A 14,109-nucleotide genomic window follows, 5' to 3' on the forward strand; every position below is an offset into this window, starting at 1 on the left:
CGGCCGTGTCCACGACCACACCCCGGTCCGACTCCAGCTCGGCGATCCTGCGCTCCAGCTCGTCCGAGGGCGAGAGCAGCCCCCGCACCATCGCCCGGTCCGCGTTCGTCAGGCCGCGCGCGAGGTACGGGAGCACCGGCCAGAGGACGAACAGGCTCACCAGCGTCACGGCGAACGTCGCCACCCCCCACGGCAGCCGGATGAACGAATACAGCAACGCCCGCCAGCCCACCGGGTCCTTGAGGCCCGACCACAGCCAGCTGAAGAACCCCCGGTCCCGGCGGCCGCGCACCATCGGGCTCGGCTCCTCGACCCGCACCCCGAGCATCCTGCGCGCCCGGGCGCGTTCGGCCCGGCCGAGACCGCGCGCACCTCCCAGCCCCAGCGCGAGCAGCGGCAGCCCGATCACGGTGACGGAGAGACCGGCACCCACGCCCACCAGGAACACGGTGTAGACGAACCCGACGATCGCCATCGGCAGATTGGCCAGGAGATACGCGATCTCCTTCCACGTCCACCGGTCGAGGGCGAAGCGCGCGGGCGGCGGCCGGTCGTTGTCCGGCGGGGAGGGGCTCATGGTCATACGACCAGCGTGCCGGGCCGGGGGCGCGCACGCCATGGGGTTCGTGGGTGAGGCCGAGTAGGGATAACCCCACCTCGCGCGGTGCCTCCGGGGTCGGCCCCGGGCCCCCTCCCGTCCCGCCCGTTCCGCGACGGGGCTGCTGACCGCTGCTTACCGTCTCTTTAACAGGGCCTAGACTCCCGTGCGTACAGACCGTCGGACAGGTTGAGGGAGCGAGGGACGGACGTGGCGGACGTGCCGGGACCGACCGTTCTCGCGTCGGACTACTTCCAGAGCTACTCAGTGGTCGGGCTGCTCGCCCTGGTGGGCGTGGTGTTCGTCGCCGTCGCCTTCGGGGCCGGCCGGCTGCTGAGGCCCGTGGTCCCGACGCCGGAGAAACTCCTCACGTACGAATGCGGCGTGGACCCCGTGGGCGAGGGCTGGGCCCACACCCAGGTTCGCTATTACGTGTACGCCTTCCTGTACGTGATCTTCGCCGTCGACTCGATCTTCCTGTTCCCGTGGGCGACGGTGTTCGCGGCTCCGGGATACGGGGCGACGACGCTGGTGGAGATGTTCATCTTCCTCGGTTTCCTGGCCGTGGGACTGCTCTACGCATGGAAGAAGGGCGTCCTCGAATGGGCGTGACGAGCCGGCCGAACCCCGAACCCCCCGTGTCGCTGCCCGATCCGACGACGCTGCCCGTGCCGAAGAAGCTCGGCGTGCTGTCCCGGCTCGCGCCCGAACCGATGAAGGTCGTCCTCAACTGGGGCCGGCGCTACAGCCTCTGGGTCTTCAACTTCGGACTCGCCTGCTGCGCCATCGAATTCATCGCCGCCTCCATGGCACGGCACGACTTCATCCGGCTCGGCGTCATCCCCTTCGCCCCGGGCCCCCGGCAGGCCGACCTGATGGTCGTGTCCGGCACGGTGACGGACAAGATGGCCCCGGCAGTGAAGCGGCTCTACGAGCAGATGCCCGAGCCGAAGTACGTCATCTCCTTCGGCGCCTGCTCCAACTGCGGCGGGCCGTACTGGGACTCGTACTCCGTGACGAAGGGTGTCGACCAGATCATCCCCGTCGACGTCTACGTGCCCGGCTGCCCGCCCCGGCCCGAGGCGCTCCTCCAGGGCATCCTCAAGCTCCAGGAGAAGATCACCCGCGAGTCGCTCGCCGAGCGGTACGGCACGGACGACACGGCCCGCCCCTCGGCCGCGGCCCTGCGCAGCGGTCTCGTGTCGGCGCCGACCGCCCCCGAGGCCGCGGACACCTCGACGGCCACGGAGGCGCCGGAAACCTCTGCGGCCCCGGAGGCCCCGACCGCCCCGGAGTCCCCGAAGGCATCGGGGGAGGAGGGGAAGTGATCGCCGCGGACCTCTACAGCACGCTGCCCGACGCCGTCGCGGACGTCTTCGGCGCGGACGCCACCGCCGCGCACGCGTACGACCTGCTGACCGTCGACGTCCCCGCCGCCTCCTGGATCACCGCACTGGAGACGGCCCGCGACGCGCTCGGCTGTACCTACTTCGACTGGCTGAGCGCCGTTGACGAGCCGGGCACCGGCTTCCGCGTCTGCGCCCATATCGCGGCCCTCGGCGACGGTACGGTCCGGCGCCTGCTGGTCCGTACGACCGTGCCGCACGAGGCCGCCACCCTGCCGACCGCCGTCGGTGTCTACGCGGGCGCCGCGTGGCACGAGCGCGAGACGCACGAGATGTTCGGCATCGGCTTCGAGGACCACCCGCATCTGGTCCCGCTGCTGCTGCCCGACAGCTTCGAGGGCCACCCGCTGCGCAAGGACTTCGTCCTGGCGGCCCGGGTCGCCAAGGCCTGGCCGGGAGCCAAGGAGCCCGGGGAGTCCGAACACGGCGGACCCAAGCGGCGCACCATGCTGCCGCCCGGGGTGCCCGACCCCAACGAATGGGGCCCGCTCAAGGGCCAGCTGCCGCCCGCACCGGCGCGCCCGGCCCGTGGGGCACGCGCGGCGGGCGACCGCCCGGTGCGCAGGGCCCGCAGCGCGAGCGAGGGCTCGGCGGCACAGCGGCCGGACGCGACGCAGGGCCCGGACACGGCGCAGCAGCCTGACGCGGAGGCTACCCCGCAGGCGGCGGCCCGGCCGCGCCGCAGCCGCAGCGTCTCGCAGGGCTCGGCGAGCCAGCAGCCGCCGGCGGCCCCGACGCCGGCCACGCCGGCCGAGGCTCCGGGCCGCGCTCAGGACGCGCCGTGGCACGACGCCCGCCCGGCATTCGACGAACCGTCCGACGCGGCCCGCGACTCCGGTGAGCCCGCCGGCTCCGGTGAACAGGCCCCCGAGGCGCCGGAAAAGCAGCCCGAGGCCCCCCGCCCCACCGCCGAGCCCGAAGAGCACGACAAGCACGGCAAGCGCGGCAATGCTGATAGCCCCGACAACCCCGACACCCCCGCCGGAGGCGATACCGCGTGAACGACGTACTGGACGTCGCCCTCCGCCTCGTCATCGTCTTCGCCGTGTTCATGGTGGTCCCGCTCCTCGTGGGCCAGGCCGAACACAAAGTGATGGCCCACATGCAGGGCCGCCTCGGCCCCATGTACGCCGGCGGATTCCACGGCTGGGCCCAGCTCGTCGCGGACGGGGTGAAGTTCGCGCAGAAGGAAGACGTCGTACCGGCCGACGCGGACCGCCGCATCTTCCAGCTGGCACCGGCCGTCGCCCTGCTCCCGTACCTCCTCGTGATCGTCGCCATCCCGATCGGGCCCAGCGAGGGGGCGGTCGGTCAGGTCGTCGACGCGGGCATCTTCTTCGTGCTGGCCGTCATGGGCGTCGGCGTGCTCGGCTCGCTCATGGCGGGCTGGGCCTCGGCCAACAAGTTCTCCCTCCTCGGCGGACTCCGCACCGCCGCACAGCTCCTCGCGTACGAACTGCCGATGCTGCTCGCCGCGGCCTCCGTGGCCATGGCGGCCGGCACCGTCTCGCTCCCCGGCATCCTCAACGCCTTCGAGTGGTGGTGGCTGCCCTGGCAGATCGTCGGCGCGCTGGTCTTCTTCGTGGCGGGTCTGGCCGAACTCCAGCGCCCGCCCTTCGACATGCCGGTCGCCGACTCCGAGATCATCTTCGGGGCGTACACGGAGTACACGGGCCTCCGCTTCGCACTGTTCCTCCTCGCCGAGTACGCCGGGATCGTCGTCCTGTGCGGCCTGACGACCGTCCTCTTCCTCGGCGGATGGCACGGGCCGCTCGGCGCCGACGGGCTCGGCTGGGTCTGGACCCTGCTCAAGACCGGCATCCTCGCGTTCGTCGTCATCTGGCTCCGGGTCACCTACCCCCGCCTGCGCGAGGACCAGCTGCAGAAGCTCGCCTGGACCACGCTCATCCCCCTCGCTCTCGCGCAGATCGCGCTCACCGGCATCGTGAAGGTGGCGATCAACTAGTGCCCCCGATCCCCGGCTCAGGCCTGGCCAAGGGCCTCGCCGTGACCCTGCGGACCATGACGAAGCGCACGGTCACCGCGCAGTACCCGGACGTCCAGCCCGAACTGCCGCCCCGCACCCGGGGCGTCATCGGACTGTTCGAGGAGAACTGCACGGTCTGCATGCTCTGCGCCCGTGAATGCCCCGACTGGTGCATCTACATCGACTCCCACAAGGAGACGGTGCCCGCGGCCGCCCCCGGTGGCCGTGAGCGCAGCCGCAACGTCCTGGATCGCTTCGCGATCGACTTCGCCCTGTGCATGTACTGCGGTATCTGCATCGAGGTCTGTCCTTTCGACGCACTGTTCTGGTCGCCCGAGTTCGAGTACGCGGAGACCGACATCCACGAACTCACCCACGAGCGCGACAAGCTCCGCGAGTGGATGTGGACCGTTCCCGAGCCGCCCGCGCTCGACCCGGGGGCCGAGGAGCCCAAGGAGATCGCCGCCGCTCGCAAGACCGCCGACAAGCTCCAGGCCCAGGAGGCCAAGGAAGCCGCGGAGGCGCAGGAAGCCGAGCAGCCCCGGCCGGGCGAGACACCGGGCCAGACGCCAGGACAGGCACCGGGCCAGGCACCTGGCCAGACGCCAGGACAGGCGCCGGGACAGGCACCCGAAGCGGAGGGCCAGGAATGACCCTCGCGGCCACGGCCGGCCACCCCGGCTTCCTCTCACCCACCGGCGTCGAGATCGCCTTCGTCCTGGTCGGGCTCGCCACGTTCGGCGCGGCCCTCGTCACGGTCACGACCAAGCAACTCGTGCACGCGGCCCTCTGGCTCGTCGTCGCGCTCGGCGGCATAGCGGTCGAGTACCTCCTCCTCACGGCCGAGTTCATCGCGTGGGTGCAGGTACTGATCTACGTCGGTTCCATCGTGGTCCTCCTCCTCTTCGGGCTGATGCTCACGCGCGCCCCCATCGGCCGTTCCCCGGACGCCGACTCGGGCAACAGGTGGATCGCGCTCGGCGTTTCCGTCGCCGCCGCGGCCACCCTCGTCTGGGTCGTCGTGGACGCGTTCCGTACGACCTGGATCGATCTGGACGGCCCCGCCCAGGGCTCCACCAAGGCATCCGGTGAGTTCCTCTTCCGGAACTGGGTCCTCCCCTTCGAAGCGCTCTCCGTCCTCCTGCTCGCCGCCCTCGTGGGCGCGATCGTCCTGTCCCGCAAGGACCGCCAGGACCGTCAGAACCGCGACGGCCGTCAGAACGGCACCAGCACCACCAACGGCAGAGGCAGCGGCTACGGCACCAGCAAGCCCGCGGGCCGAGGCACAGGCACCCAGGACCGCCCCGCCGCGCACCGGGAGGACAAGAGCTGATGCACCTCGCCTATCCCGCCGTCCTCGCCGTCCTCCTCTTCTGCACCGGGCTGTACGGCGTACTCGCCCGCCGCAACGCGATCCTCGTCCTGATGTCCGTCGAGCTCATGCTCAACGCCGTCAACCTCAACCTCGTCGCCTTCGACGTCTGGCTCCGCGACGCACTCCACTCGGGCCAGGCCCTCACCCTCTTCACGATCGCCATCGCCGCCGCCGAGATCGGCATCGGCCTGGCGATCGTCCTGGCCGTGTACCGCAACCGCGGCAGCTCGGACGTCGACCGCCTCCGTGACACCGCGGAGACCGACGCCGCCGAAGCGCTCCCCGACGCCGAGGACGACGAAGCCGACCCCGACGCCGCCCGGGGCGTCACCGCAGACCAGGCCACTGCTCCGGCAGGGAAGGCAAAGAAGGCAGAGGCCACCGCGTGACCACCACGACCCTCGCCGTCCTCGTCCCCCTCCTCCCCTTCCTGGGCGCCGCCGCAGGACTCCTCCTGGGCAGGACCGCACCCGGCTTCGTCCGCCCCCTCGCCGTGCTCCCGACCCTCGTCGCAGCCGTCATCGCGGCCGTCGTCGCCGCACGCCTGGGTGGCGGCCGCGCCATCGACGCCGCGACCCAGCTGACCCCCACCGGCTCGGTCCCGATCGACCTCGCCCTGCACCTGGACGGCTTCGCCGTCCTCGTCGCCGTCCTCGTCGGGCTCGTCGCCACCTGCGTGCAGATCTACTCGACGGCGTACCTCAAGGACGACGCCCGCTACCCCTCGTACGCGGCGCTCGTCTCCCTCTTCACCTCCGCGATGCTGCTCGTCGTCTACTCCGGCGACCTCATGGTGCTCCTGGTCGGCTGGGAGATCATGGGCATCTGCTCGTACTTCCTCGTCGGCCACTACTGGGAGACCCCCGAGGCCCGCACGGCCTCCCTGAAGGCCTTCCTCGTCACCAAGCTCGGCGACGTCCCCTTCCTCATCGGCCTGTTCGCGCTCGCCGCCGACACCGGCACCTTCCGCATCACCGGGATCCTGGCCGCCGTCACCAACGGCGGTCTCGACCACCCCACCCTCATCGCACTGCTGCTCCTCGCCGGCGTCGCCGGCAAGTCCGCGCAGTTCCCCCTGCACACCTGGCTGCCCGACGCGATGGCCGGCCCCACCCCCGTCTCCGCGCTCATCCACGCCGCGACGATGGTCGCCGCCGGCATCTACTTCGTGGCCCGGCTCCTCCCCGTCTTCGCCGCCTCAGGCGCCGCCCTGGTCGTCCTCGCCGTCATGGCGGCCGTCACGATGATCGGCTCCGGGCTCGCCGCACTCGCCCAGGACGACATCAAGCGCGTCCTCGCCTACTCGACGATCGGCCAGCTCGGCTACATGTCCGGCGCCCTCGCCGTCGGCGACCGCGGGGCCGCCGTCTTCCACCTCCTGTCACACGGTGCGTTCAAGGCCGTCCTGTTCCTCGCGGCGGGCGTCGTCATCCACGCGGCGGGAACCAACTCGCTCGCCGCCATGTCCCGCATGGGCGGGCTGGCCAAGCGGATCCCCGACGCCTACTGGACGATGACCGTCGCCCTCCTCGCGCTCGCCGCCATCCCCCCGTTCGCCGGCTTCTTCTCCAAGGAAGCCGTCCTCGTCGCCGCCGAGCACACCGCCTTCGGCGACCGCGACATCGCCCCGGCCGCCGCCGGCTGGACGGTCCTGGTCGCCGGGCTCGCCGCCGCGGTCCTCACCGCCGCCTACGCCACCCGGCTCTGGCTCCTCACCTTCCGCGGACGCGGCCCCGAGGCCCCCGACCACGGCAAGCAGCCCGTCGCGATGACCTCCGTCCTCTGGGTCCTCGCCGTCCCCACCATCGCCTTCGGCCTCACCACCGGTGTCCTCACCGACTGGTTGGACGGACACAGCCTCAGCCCCTCCCTCACGACAGCCGTCCTCTCCACCGGAGTAGGACTCGTCGGCGGACTCGTCACCTACGGGGCGTGGCGCCACACCACCGCGCTCGCCGACCGTCCCCCGGTCGGCGCGGTCGCCGCCCACCCGGACGCCGAGCCCGCCCTCGTGGAGGCCGAGGCGATCACCTCGCACACCGCCGCGTACGGCACCATCGCGGACGCCCCGGACCCGTCGGACCCCGGCCGGCTCCTGCTGGGCCCGCTGCACCGCCACGCGGTCACCGGCTTCCACCTCGACGCCCTGTACACAGCAGTGTTCGTCCGCCCCGTGGGCGCCGCCGCCCGGCTCGTCCGCTTCCTGGACCGCCAGGTCGTCGACACCTACGTACGCGGCTCCGGCAGCATCGCCCGCGGACTCGGCACCCTGATCCGCCGTGCCCAGACCGGCAACGTGCAGACCTACCTAGGCGCGCTGCTCGCCGGAACCCTTGTCCTGGCGATCGCCGCCGTCGTTCTTGCCAACGTCTACGCCGGGGCGTGAGCCGTGTTCGATATCAACGCATCCGTGATGCAGGTCCTTCTGGCGTTCCTCGTCGTCGCGCCGCTCCTCGGCGCGGTCGCCGCGCTCCTGCCGGCCCCGCCCGGGCTCAAGGGCAGGAACCCCGACCAGGCCGTGCTCCGCCACGGCGTCACCGTCACCGGCGCCGTCCTCCTCGCCGCCCTCGTCCTGGCCGCGGGCTTCGACCACGACCACCCCTCGACGATGCAGGCCACGACGGACATCAGCTGGATCCCGGCACTGGACGTCCGGATCCACCTCGGTACCGACGGCATCTCGCTCCCCCTCCTCGTGCTGACCGCGCTGCTGACCTTCCTCTGCGCGCTCCACAGCTACTTCAAGCCCCCCGCGGGCCCCTCCCCGAAGGCCCTCGTCGCTCTCGTCCTCGTCCTCGAGTCCGGCACCCTCGCGACCTTCGCCGTCCTCGACCTGCTGCTGTTCTTCCTGGCCTTCGAGATGGTCCTCATCCCGATGTACTTCCTCATCGCCCGCTGGGGCGGCGACCGGAAGCAGCCCGCCGCCTGGAAGTTCATCCTCTACACGCTGCTCGGCTCCGTGATCATGCTGCTCGGGCTGCTCCTCATCGGACTGAAGAGCGGCACCTTCGACATGGTGGCACTCGCCACTGACAACGGCCGGGGCCTCACCACATCCGTGCAGGTCATCGCCGTACTGGCCGTCGGGATCGGCCTGGCCGTGAAGACCCCGATGTGGCCCCTGCACAGCTGGCTCCCCGACGCCCACACCGCGGCCCCGACCGTCGGCTCCGTGCTCCTCGCCGGCGTACTGCTGAAGATGGGTACGTACGGATTCGTCCGCATCCTGCTCCCCTCCACCCCCGACGGGATGCAGACCTTCGCGCCGTACCTCGCCGCCTTCGCCGTCGTCGGGATCATCTACGGATCCCTCGCCTGCCTCGCCCTCGCCCGCCCCGGCGCGAAGGGCGACCTCAAGCGCCTGATCGCCTACTCCTCCGTGGGCCACATGGGCTTCGTCCTCCTCGGCATCGCGACCATGACCCCCACCGGCGTGAACGGCGCGCTCTTCGCCAACATCGCCCACGGCCTCATCACCGGCCTGCTGTTCTTCCTGGTCGGAGCCGTCAAGGACCGCTACGGCACCGCGGACCTCGACACTCTGGCCGGCGCCACCGGGGCCGCCCTGTACGGCCGTGCGCCCCGCCTCGGCGGCCTCCTCGCCTTCGCCGCCGTCGCCTCGCTCGGACTGCCCGGTCTCGCCGGGTTCTGGGGCGAGATGCTCACCCTGTTCGGCGCCTTCGACCCCGCCGAAGGACTCAGCCGCCCCGCCTTCCTCACCTTCATGTCCATCGGCGCCCTCGGCACCCTGCTCACGGCCGCGTACATGCTGATCGTCGTACGCCGCGTCTGCATGGGCGAGCACCGTGAGCAGCCGCAGCCGGTCGCCGACATCCAGCGCCACGAATTCGCCGCCTGGACCCCGCTCGCCGCCCTGACCGTCCTCGCCGGACTCTGGCCCGCCGTCCTCCTCGGCCTCACCGACCCGGCCGTGCAGAAGCTCCTCGCAGGAGGCAAGTCGTGACCGTGGCAGCCGACAGCGCAACCGGGGCGGCGAGCCTCGTCCAGTCCGTCGACTGGCTCGCGATCGCGCCCCCCGTCATCGCGGCGGCCGTGGCCCTGCTCGTCCTCGTCGCCGACCTCTTCGTCGAGGAACGTCGCAAGCCGCTCCTCGGCTACGGAGCCGTCGCCGGGCTCGTCGCCGCGCTCGCCATGCTCGTCCCGCTGCGCGCCGGGGACCGCTCCACCTTCTGCCTCACCGGCACCGCCCAGGCCTGCAGCTACACCGCCGACCACTTCGCCCTCGTCATCCAGGCCCTCGTGCTCGGCGGAGCCCTGCTCACCGCGCTTCTCTCGATCGGCGACACCCGCAAGCTCCCCGCGGGCGAGTTCTGGTTCCTGCTGCTGTCCTCCGCGGCCGGAGCGGCGCTCCTGCCCGCCGCCCGGGACCTCGCCACCCTCGTCGTCGCCCTCGAAGTGGCCTCGCTCCCCGCGTTCGCCCTCGTCGGCATCAAGCGCGGCGACCGGCGCTCCTCCGAGGCTGCCCTGAAGTTCTTCCTGTCCTCCGTCGTCGCCACCGCCGTCATGCTCCTGGGCGTCAGCTTCGTCTACGCGGCCACCGGCACCATGCACCTCACGGAGATCGCCGCCCGCCTCGACGACGTACCGGGACAGCTGTCCACCCTCGCCGAGGCGGGCGTCGTCCTCACCCTCGTCGGCTTCGCCTTCAAGACGGCCGCCGCACCCTTCCACTTCTGGGTCCCCGACACCTACGTGGGCGCCCCGCTCCCCATCGCGGCCTACCTCTCCGTCGTCGGCAAGGCGGTCGGCTTCTCCGGGATCATCCTCGTCACGGTGATCGCCTTCCCGTCGTACGCCGACGTCTGGGGACCCGCCCTGGCCGTCCTCGCCGCGCTCACCATGACCGTCGGCAACCTCGCCGCACTCCGCCAGAGCGCCACCCGCGCCCGGAGCGCCGTACGCCTCCTCGCCTGGTCGTCCGTCGGTCAGGCGGGCTACCTCCTCGTCCCGATCGCCGCCGCCGCGTACTCCAGCGACGCGCAGATCGGCTCGACCGTCGCCTACGCCCTCATGTACGCCGTGGTGAACCTCGGCGCCTTCGCGGTGGCCGCCCTCGTCGCCCGTACGCACCCCGGCAACCGCCTCGGCGACTACCGCGGCCTGTACGCCACGCGCCCCCTGGCCGCGCTCGCCATGGGCTTCTTCCTGCTCTGCCTGGCCGGCCTGCCGCCCGGCATCATCGGCCTCTTCGCCAAGGTGACGGTCTTCTCCTCGGCGGTCGACGCGGGGCTCGGCTGGCTCGCCGTCGTCATGGCCGTCAACGTAGTGATCGCCTTGTACTACTACCTTCAGTGGACCGCCGCACTCTTCAGGACACCGGAGCCGTCCCCGGCCTCCGACGAGGCGCCGGCCGCCCCCGTGCACCGCGTCCCCGCCCCGGTCACCCTGGCGATCGCCCTCACCGCCGTAGCCGGAATCACACTCTCCGGTGCCCCCCAGCTCATCCTCCGTTTCGCCGCCGTCAGCCTCTTCTGACTGGCCCCGACCGGCTTGCCCGTGGAGCCGCGCTCAGGGCATGGTCGTGCGTGCACGCGACACGCAGAGCAGCGGGACAGCGGCACACAGCGGCACAGTCGAAACGCAACAAGAAGAGCACAGAGGAGCCAGAGCGGTGCTGAACGGGTTCAAGGACTTCATCCTCCGCGGGAACGTCATCTCCATGGCCATCGGCCTGGCCGTCGGAGCCGCCTTCACCGCCGTCGTCACCGGCTTCAGCAACGCGTTCATCGTGCCGCTGATCGGCCTTTTCACCCGGGGCACCGGCGACTTCAGCAAGGCCACCTTCACCGTCGACGGCGCGATCTTCCCCTACGGCCTCTTCATCAGCGCCGCCATCGCCTTCCTCATCACCGCGGCGGTGCTCTACTTCCTGGTCGTCGTCCCCATGGCCAAGGTCCAGAACCGCTTCACCACCAAGGAAGAGGAAGAGAAGGCCGACATCAAGGCCGCTCTGCGCGACTGCCCCCGCTGCTACAGCGAGATCCCGTCCGTCGCCACCCGCTGCGCCCACTGCACCAGCGACGTCGAGCCGGACCCGGAGGCCCGCGCGCTCGCAGGGCTCCCCGCCCAGCGCTGAACCCCGCCGCGGCCCCCAGGGGCCCGCGGCACCCACCCGTACGGCCCAGGGGCGGATCCATCCGGATCCGCCCCTGCTGCCTGTGCCTGCGGCCACCTCGCACAAGGGAACTAGCTTCCTTCGCCTCGCGTTGACCTGTACGGGAGGCTCCACTGGGGAGTGGAGCACCACCGAGCAAGGGTTCCCCTGCTGCACCACTTGGAGGGCGTACCGTGCACCGCCGGCACAACGGGCTGAAAACCGCTGTACTCCTCGGGGGCCTCTCGGCCCTCATCATCGTCATCGGCAGCTTCTTCGGCCGGACCGGCCTGATCGTCGCGCTCCTCGTCGCGCTCGCCACCAACGCCTACGCGTACTGGAACAGCGACAAGCTCGCCCTGCGTGCCATGCGCGCACGCCCGGTCAGCGAATTCGAGGCGCCACAGCTCTACCGGACCGTCCGCGAGCTCTCCACGGCGGCCCGCCAGCCCATGCCCCGGCTCTACATCTCCCCGACCCAGGCGCCCAACGCCTTCGCCACCGGCCGCAACCCGCGCAACGCCGCCGTGTGCTGCACCGAGGGGATCCTCCAGATCCTCGACGAACGGGAGCTGCGCGGCGTCCTCGGCCACGAGCTGAGCCATGTCTACAACCGCGACATCCTCATCTCGTCCGTCGCCGGCGCCCTCGCCTCGGTCGTCATGTTCCTGGTCAACTTCGCGTGGCTCATTCCCGTCGGCCGGTCCGACGACGACGACGGCCCGGGTCTCCTCGGCATGCTCCTGATCATGATCCTCGGCCCGCTCGCCGCCTCCGTGATCCAGCTCGCCGTGAGCCGTTCCCGTGAGTACCAGGCCGACGCGTCCGGGGCTCAGCTCACCGGGGACCCGCTCGCCCTGGCGTCCGCCCTGCGCAAGCTCGACGCCGGTACGAAACAGCTTCCGCTCCCACCCGAACCACGGATCGAGACCGCGAGCCACATGATGATCGCGAACCCGTTCCGTCCCGGCCAGGGCATGTCCAAGATGTTCTCCACCCACCCGCCCATGGCCGAACGCATCGCCCGACTCGAGCAGATGGCAGGGTATCGACCATGAACGCAATCCTGAACGTCATTTGGCTGGTCCTGTGCGGGCTGTGGATGTTCCTCGGCTACATCGCCGCGGGTCTCCTGCTCTGCATCACGATCATCGGCATCCCCTTCGGGGTGGCCGCGTTCCGCATCGGCGTCTACGCCCTCTGGCCCTTCGGCCGCACCGTCGTCGACCGCCACGACGCCGGTGGCGGGTCCCTCATCGGCAACGTCCTCTGGGTGATCCTGGCCGGCTGGTGGCTCGCGCTCGGCCACATCTTCACCGGCATCGCCCTGTGCGTCACGATCATCGGCATCCCGCTGGGCATCGCGAACTTCAAGCTCATCCCGGTCTCTCTGATGCCCTTCGGCAAGGAGATCGTCCCCACGGACCAGCCGTTCGCGACCCGCTAGCCGGGACGCCCGGCAGGCAACCGGACCCGTCTCCGCAAGCGTCTTGGCTTGCAGGAACAAGTGACGGGTAGGTACGCGAACATGAGCATCATCAGTTGGATCATCCTCGGGCTGCTGGCGGGCGCGATAGCCAAGCTGCTCCTGCCGGGCCGCGACCCCGGAGGCATCATCGGCACGACCCTCATCGGCATCGTGGGTGCCTTCCTCGGAGGCTGGCTGTCGTCCCGCTTCCTGGACCGCCCCATCAGCACGGACTTCTACGACACGGCCACCTGGGTCGCCGCCATCGCCGGATCCCTGGTCCTGCTGATCGCCTACCGGCTGCTCTTCGGCAACTCCCGCGACCGCCGCTGACGCGCTCGCACCACCACCCCTTCCGACACGGCTACGGGGCGGGTCCTGCCGATACCGGCACGACCCGCCCCGCCCGCATTCCGCTGCCCGTGGCAGCGAACCGTCTACCGGTAGTTGGCGAACTGCACCGCGAAGTCGAGGTCCTTGCCCTTGATCAGCGCCTGCACCGCCTGAAGGTCGTCCCGGCTCTTGGAGCTGACCCGCAGCTCCTCGCCCTGGACCTGCGCCTTGACGCCCTTCGGGCCCTCATCACGAATGATCTTCGCCACCTTCTTGGCGTTCTCCTGGGAGATGCCCTCCTCGATCGAGGCGAAGATCTTGTACTCCTTGCCGGAAAGCTGCGGCTCACCCGCGTCCAGCGACTTCAGGGAGATCCCGCGCTTGATCAGCTTGGACTGGAAGATGTCGAGGATCGCCTTGACCCGCTCCTCGCCGTTCGCCTCCATCAGGATCTTCTCGCCGGACCAGGAGATCGACGCGCCCGTCCCCTTGAAGTCGTAGCGCTGGGAGATCTCCTTGGCGGCCTGGTTGAGGGCGTTGTCGACCTCCTGCCGCTCGACCTTCGAGACGATGTCGAAACTGGAGTCGGCCATGACGTGTGGCTCCTTGCGTCGTATGCGTTGGGGTACGGACAAAGCCTAGCCACACCCGCGCGCGCCCGGCGCTGATCAAACAGGTGGCGTAGCACCCCTGGGCATCAGGTATCGTTTACGACGTCGCCAAGGGCCCCGAGCGGGACCCGACGCGTCGTTCCAGGCGGTGTGCCCGAGTGGCCAAAGGGAGCAGACTGTAAATCTGCCGGCTCAGCCTACCCAGGTTCGAACCCT

At 70.7% G+C, this 14,109-nt stretch carries 16 protein-coding genes; 14 read left to right on the plus strand and 2 right to left on the minus strand.

The genetic code is table 11. From position 1 onward, the window contains the following. On the minus strand, positions 1–583 hold a 583-nt coding region (locus JKV81_RS04950; RefSeq protein ID WP_202074993.1), incomplete at its 3' end, for a sensor domain-containing protein. A gap of 225 nt (positions 584–808) precedes the next feature. On the opposite strand from JKV81_RS04950, the gene JKV81_RS04955 reads away from it, so the two are divergent. From JKV81_RS04955 to JKV81_RS05020, 14 genes are all read left to right on the plus strand, one after another. Continuing rightward, complete coding sequence (locus JKV81_RS04955; protein WP_099173887.1) at positions 809–1,210, plus strand: NADH-quinone oxidoreductase subunit A; 402 nt, start codon at positions 809–811, stop codon at positions 1,208–1,210. Next, the gene (locus JKV81_RS04960; protein ID WP_202074994.1) at positions 1,201–1,926 is read left to right on the plus strand and encodes an NADH-quinone oxidoreductase subunit B; all 726 of its coding nucleotides are present in this window, start codon (positions 1,201–1,203) and stop codon (positions 1,924–1,926) included. Before JKV81_RS04955 ends, JKV81_RS04960 begins: the two co-directional genes overlap by 10 nt. Further along, on the plus strand, positions 1,923–3,005 hold the full coding sequence (locus tag JKV81_RS04965) for an NADH-quinone oxidoreductase subunit C (protein WP_202074995.1): 1,083 nt from the start codon (positions 1,923–1,925) through the stop codon (positions 3,003–3,005). The genes JKV81_RS04960 and JKV81_RS04965 overlap by 4 nt, the downstream gene beginning before the upstream one ends. Next, positions 3,002–3,970 carry a complex I subunit 1/NuoH family protein gene (locus JKV81_RS04970; RefSeq protein WP_124274212.1) on the plus strand — a complete coding sequence of 323 codons (969 nt, stop codon included), beginning with the start codon at positions 3,002–3,004 and terminating at the stop codon, positions 3,968–3,970. The genes JKV81_RS04965 and JKV81_RS04970 overlap by 4 nt, the downstream gene beginning before the upstream one ends. Continuing rightward, entirely contained in the window at positions 3,970–4,644 is a 675-nt protein-coding gene (locus tag JKV81_RS04975; protein WP_307820488.1) for a NuoI/complex I 23 kDa subunit family protein, read from the plus strand. Before JKV81_RS04970 ends, JKV81_RS04975 begins: the two co-directional genes overlap by 1 nt. Further along, positions 4,641–5,324: an NADH-quinone oxidoreductase subunit J family protein gene (locus tag JKV81_RS04980; protein ID WP_202074996.1), complete on the plus strand. Its 684-nt coding sequence runs from the start codon at positions 4,641–4,643 to the stop codon at positions 5,322–5,324. Before JKV81_RS04975 ends, JKV81_RS04980 begins: the two co-directional genes overlap by 4 nt. Then, positions 5,324–5,755 (plus strand): NADH-quinone oxidoreductase subunit NuoK, encoded by a 432-nt coding sequence (gene nuoK / locus JKV81_RS04985; RefSeq protein WP_202074997.1) that lies wholly within the window; start codon positions 5,324–5,326, stop codon positions 5,753–5,755. Before JKV81_RS04980 ends, nuoK begins: the two co-directional genes overlap by 1 nt. After that, positions 5,752–7,752, plus strand: coding sequence for an NADH-quinone oxidoreductase subunit 5 family protein (locus JKV81_RS04990; RefSeq protein WP_202074998.1), 2,001 nt, complete (start codon positions 5,752–5,754; stop codon positions 7,750–7,752). Before nuoK ends, JKV81_RS04990 begins: the two co-directional genes overlap by 4 nt. A 27-nt stretch (positions 7,753–7,779) precedes the next feature. Further along, positions 7,780–9,330 (plus strand): complex I subunit 4 family protein, encoded by a 1,551-nt coding sequence (locus tag JKV81_RS04995; protein ID WP_202075000.1) that lies wholly within the window; start codon positions 7,780–7,782, stop codon positions 9,328–9,330. Then, positions 9,327–10,862, plus strand: coding sequence for an NADH-quinone oxidoreductase subunit N (locus JKV81_RS05000; RefSeq protein WP_202074999.1), 1,536 nt, complete (start codon positions 9,327–9,329; stop codon positions 10,860–10,862). The genes JKV81_RS04995 and JKV81_RS05000 overlap by 4 nt, the downstream gene beginning before the upstream one ends. 136 nt (positions 10,863–10,998) lie before the next feature. Next, on the plus strand, positions 10,999–11,463 hold the full coding sequence (gene mscL / locus JKV81_RS05005; protein ID WP_129265050.1) for a large conductance mechanosensitive channel protein MscL: 465 nt from the start codon (positions 10,999–11,001) through the stop codon (positions 11,461–11,463). Between the two features lie 212 nt (positions 11,464–11,675). Then, complete coding sequence (gene htpX / locus JKV81_RS05010) at positions 11,676–12,539, plus strand: zinc metalloprotease HtpX (protein WP_099173877.1); 864 nt, start codon at positions 11,676–11,678, stop codon at positions 12,537–12,539. Further along, complete coding sequence (locus JKV81_RS05015) at positions 12,536–12,928, plus strand: YccF domain-containing protein (protein WP_124274217.1); 393 nt, start codon at positions 12,536–12,538, stop codon at positions 12,926–12,928. Before htpX ends, JKV81_RS05015 begins: the two co-directional genes overlap by 4 nt. Positions 12,929–13,009: 81 nt before the next feature. After that, positions 13,010–13,282: a GlsB/YeaQ/YmgE family stress response membrane protein gene (locus JKV81_RS05020; protein ID WP_099173875.1), complete on the plus strand. Its 273-nt coding sequence runs from the start codon at positions 13,010–13,012 to the stop codon at positions 13,280–13,282. 104 nt (positions 13,283–13,386) lie between these two features. Here the strand turns inward: JKV81_RS05020 and JKV81_RS05025 are convergent, their stop codons facing one another. Beyond that, on the minus strand, positions 13,387–13,875 hold the full coding sequence (locus JKV81_RS05025) for a YajQ family cyclic di-GMP-binding protein (RefSeq protein ID WP_099173874.1): 489 nt from the start codon (positions 13,873–13,875) through the stop codon (positions 13,387–13,389). Between the last annotated feature and the right edge of the window lie 234 nt (positions 13,876–14,109).

Source organism: Streptomyces silvae (assembly GCF_016745505.1).
Lineage (GTDB): Bacteria > Actinomycetota > Actinomycetes > Streptomycetales > Streptomycetaceae > Streptomyces > Streptomyces silvae.

Bases quoted from the DNA above. Each gene is read 5' to 3' on its own strand.
- JKV81_RS04960 (WP_202074994.1), top strand. From the start codon at position 1,201: ATGGGCGTGACGAGCCGGCCGAACCCCGAACCCCCCGTGTCGCTGCCC.
- JKV81_RS04980 (WP_202074996.1), top strand. From the start codon at position 4,641: ATGACCCTCGCGGCCACGGCCGGCCACCCCGGCTTCCTCTCACCCACC.
- nuoK (WP_202074997.1), top strand. From the start codon at position 5,324: ATGCACCTCGCCTATCCCGCCGTCCTCGCCGTCCTCCTCTTCTGCACC.
- JKV81_RS04995 (WP_202075000.1), top strand. From the start codon at position 7,780: ATGCAGGTCCTTCTGGCGTTCCTCGTCGTCGCGCCGCTCCTCGGCGCG.
- JKV81_RS05015 (WP_124274217.1), top strand. From the start codon at position 12,536: ATGAACGCAATCCTGAACGTCATTTGGCTGGTCCTGTGCGGGCTGTGG.
- JKV81_RS05020 (WP_099173875.1), top strand. From the start codon at position 13,010: ATGAGCATCATCAGTTGGATCATCCTCGGGCTGCTGGCGGGCGCGATA.
- JKV81_RS05025 (WP_099173874.1), bottom strand. From the start codon at position 13,875: ATGGCCGACTCCAGTTTCGACATCGTCTCGAAGGTCGAGCGGCAGGAG.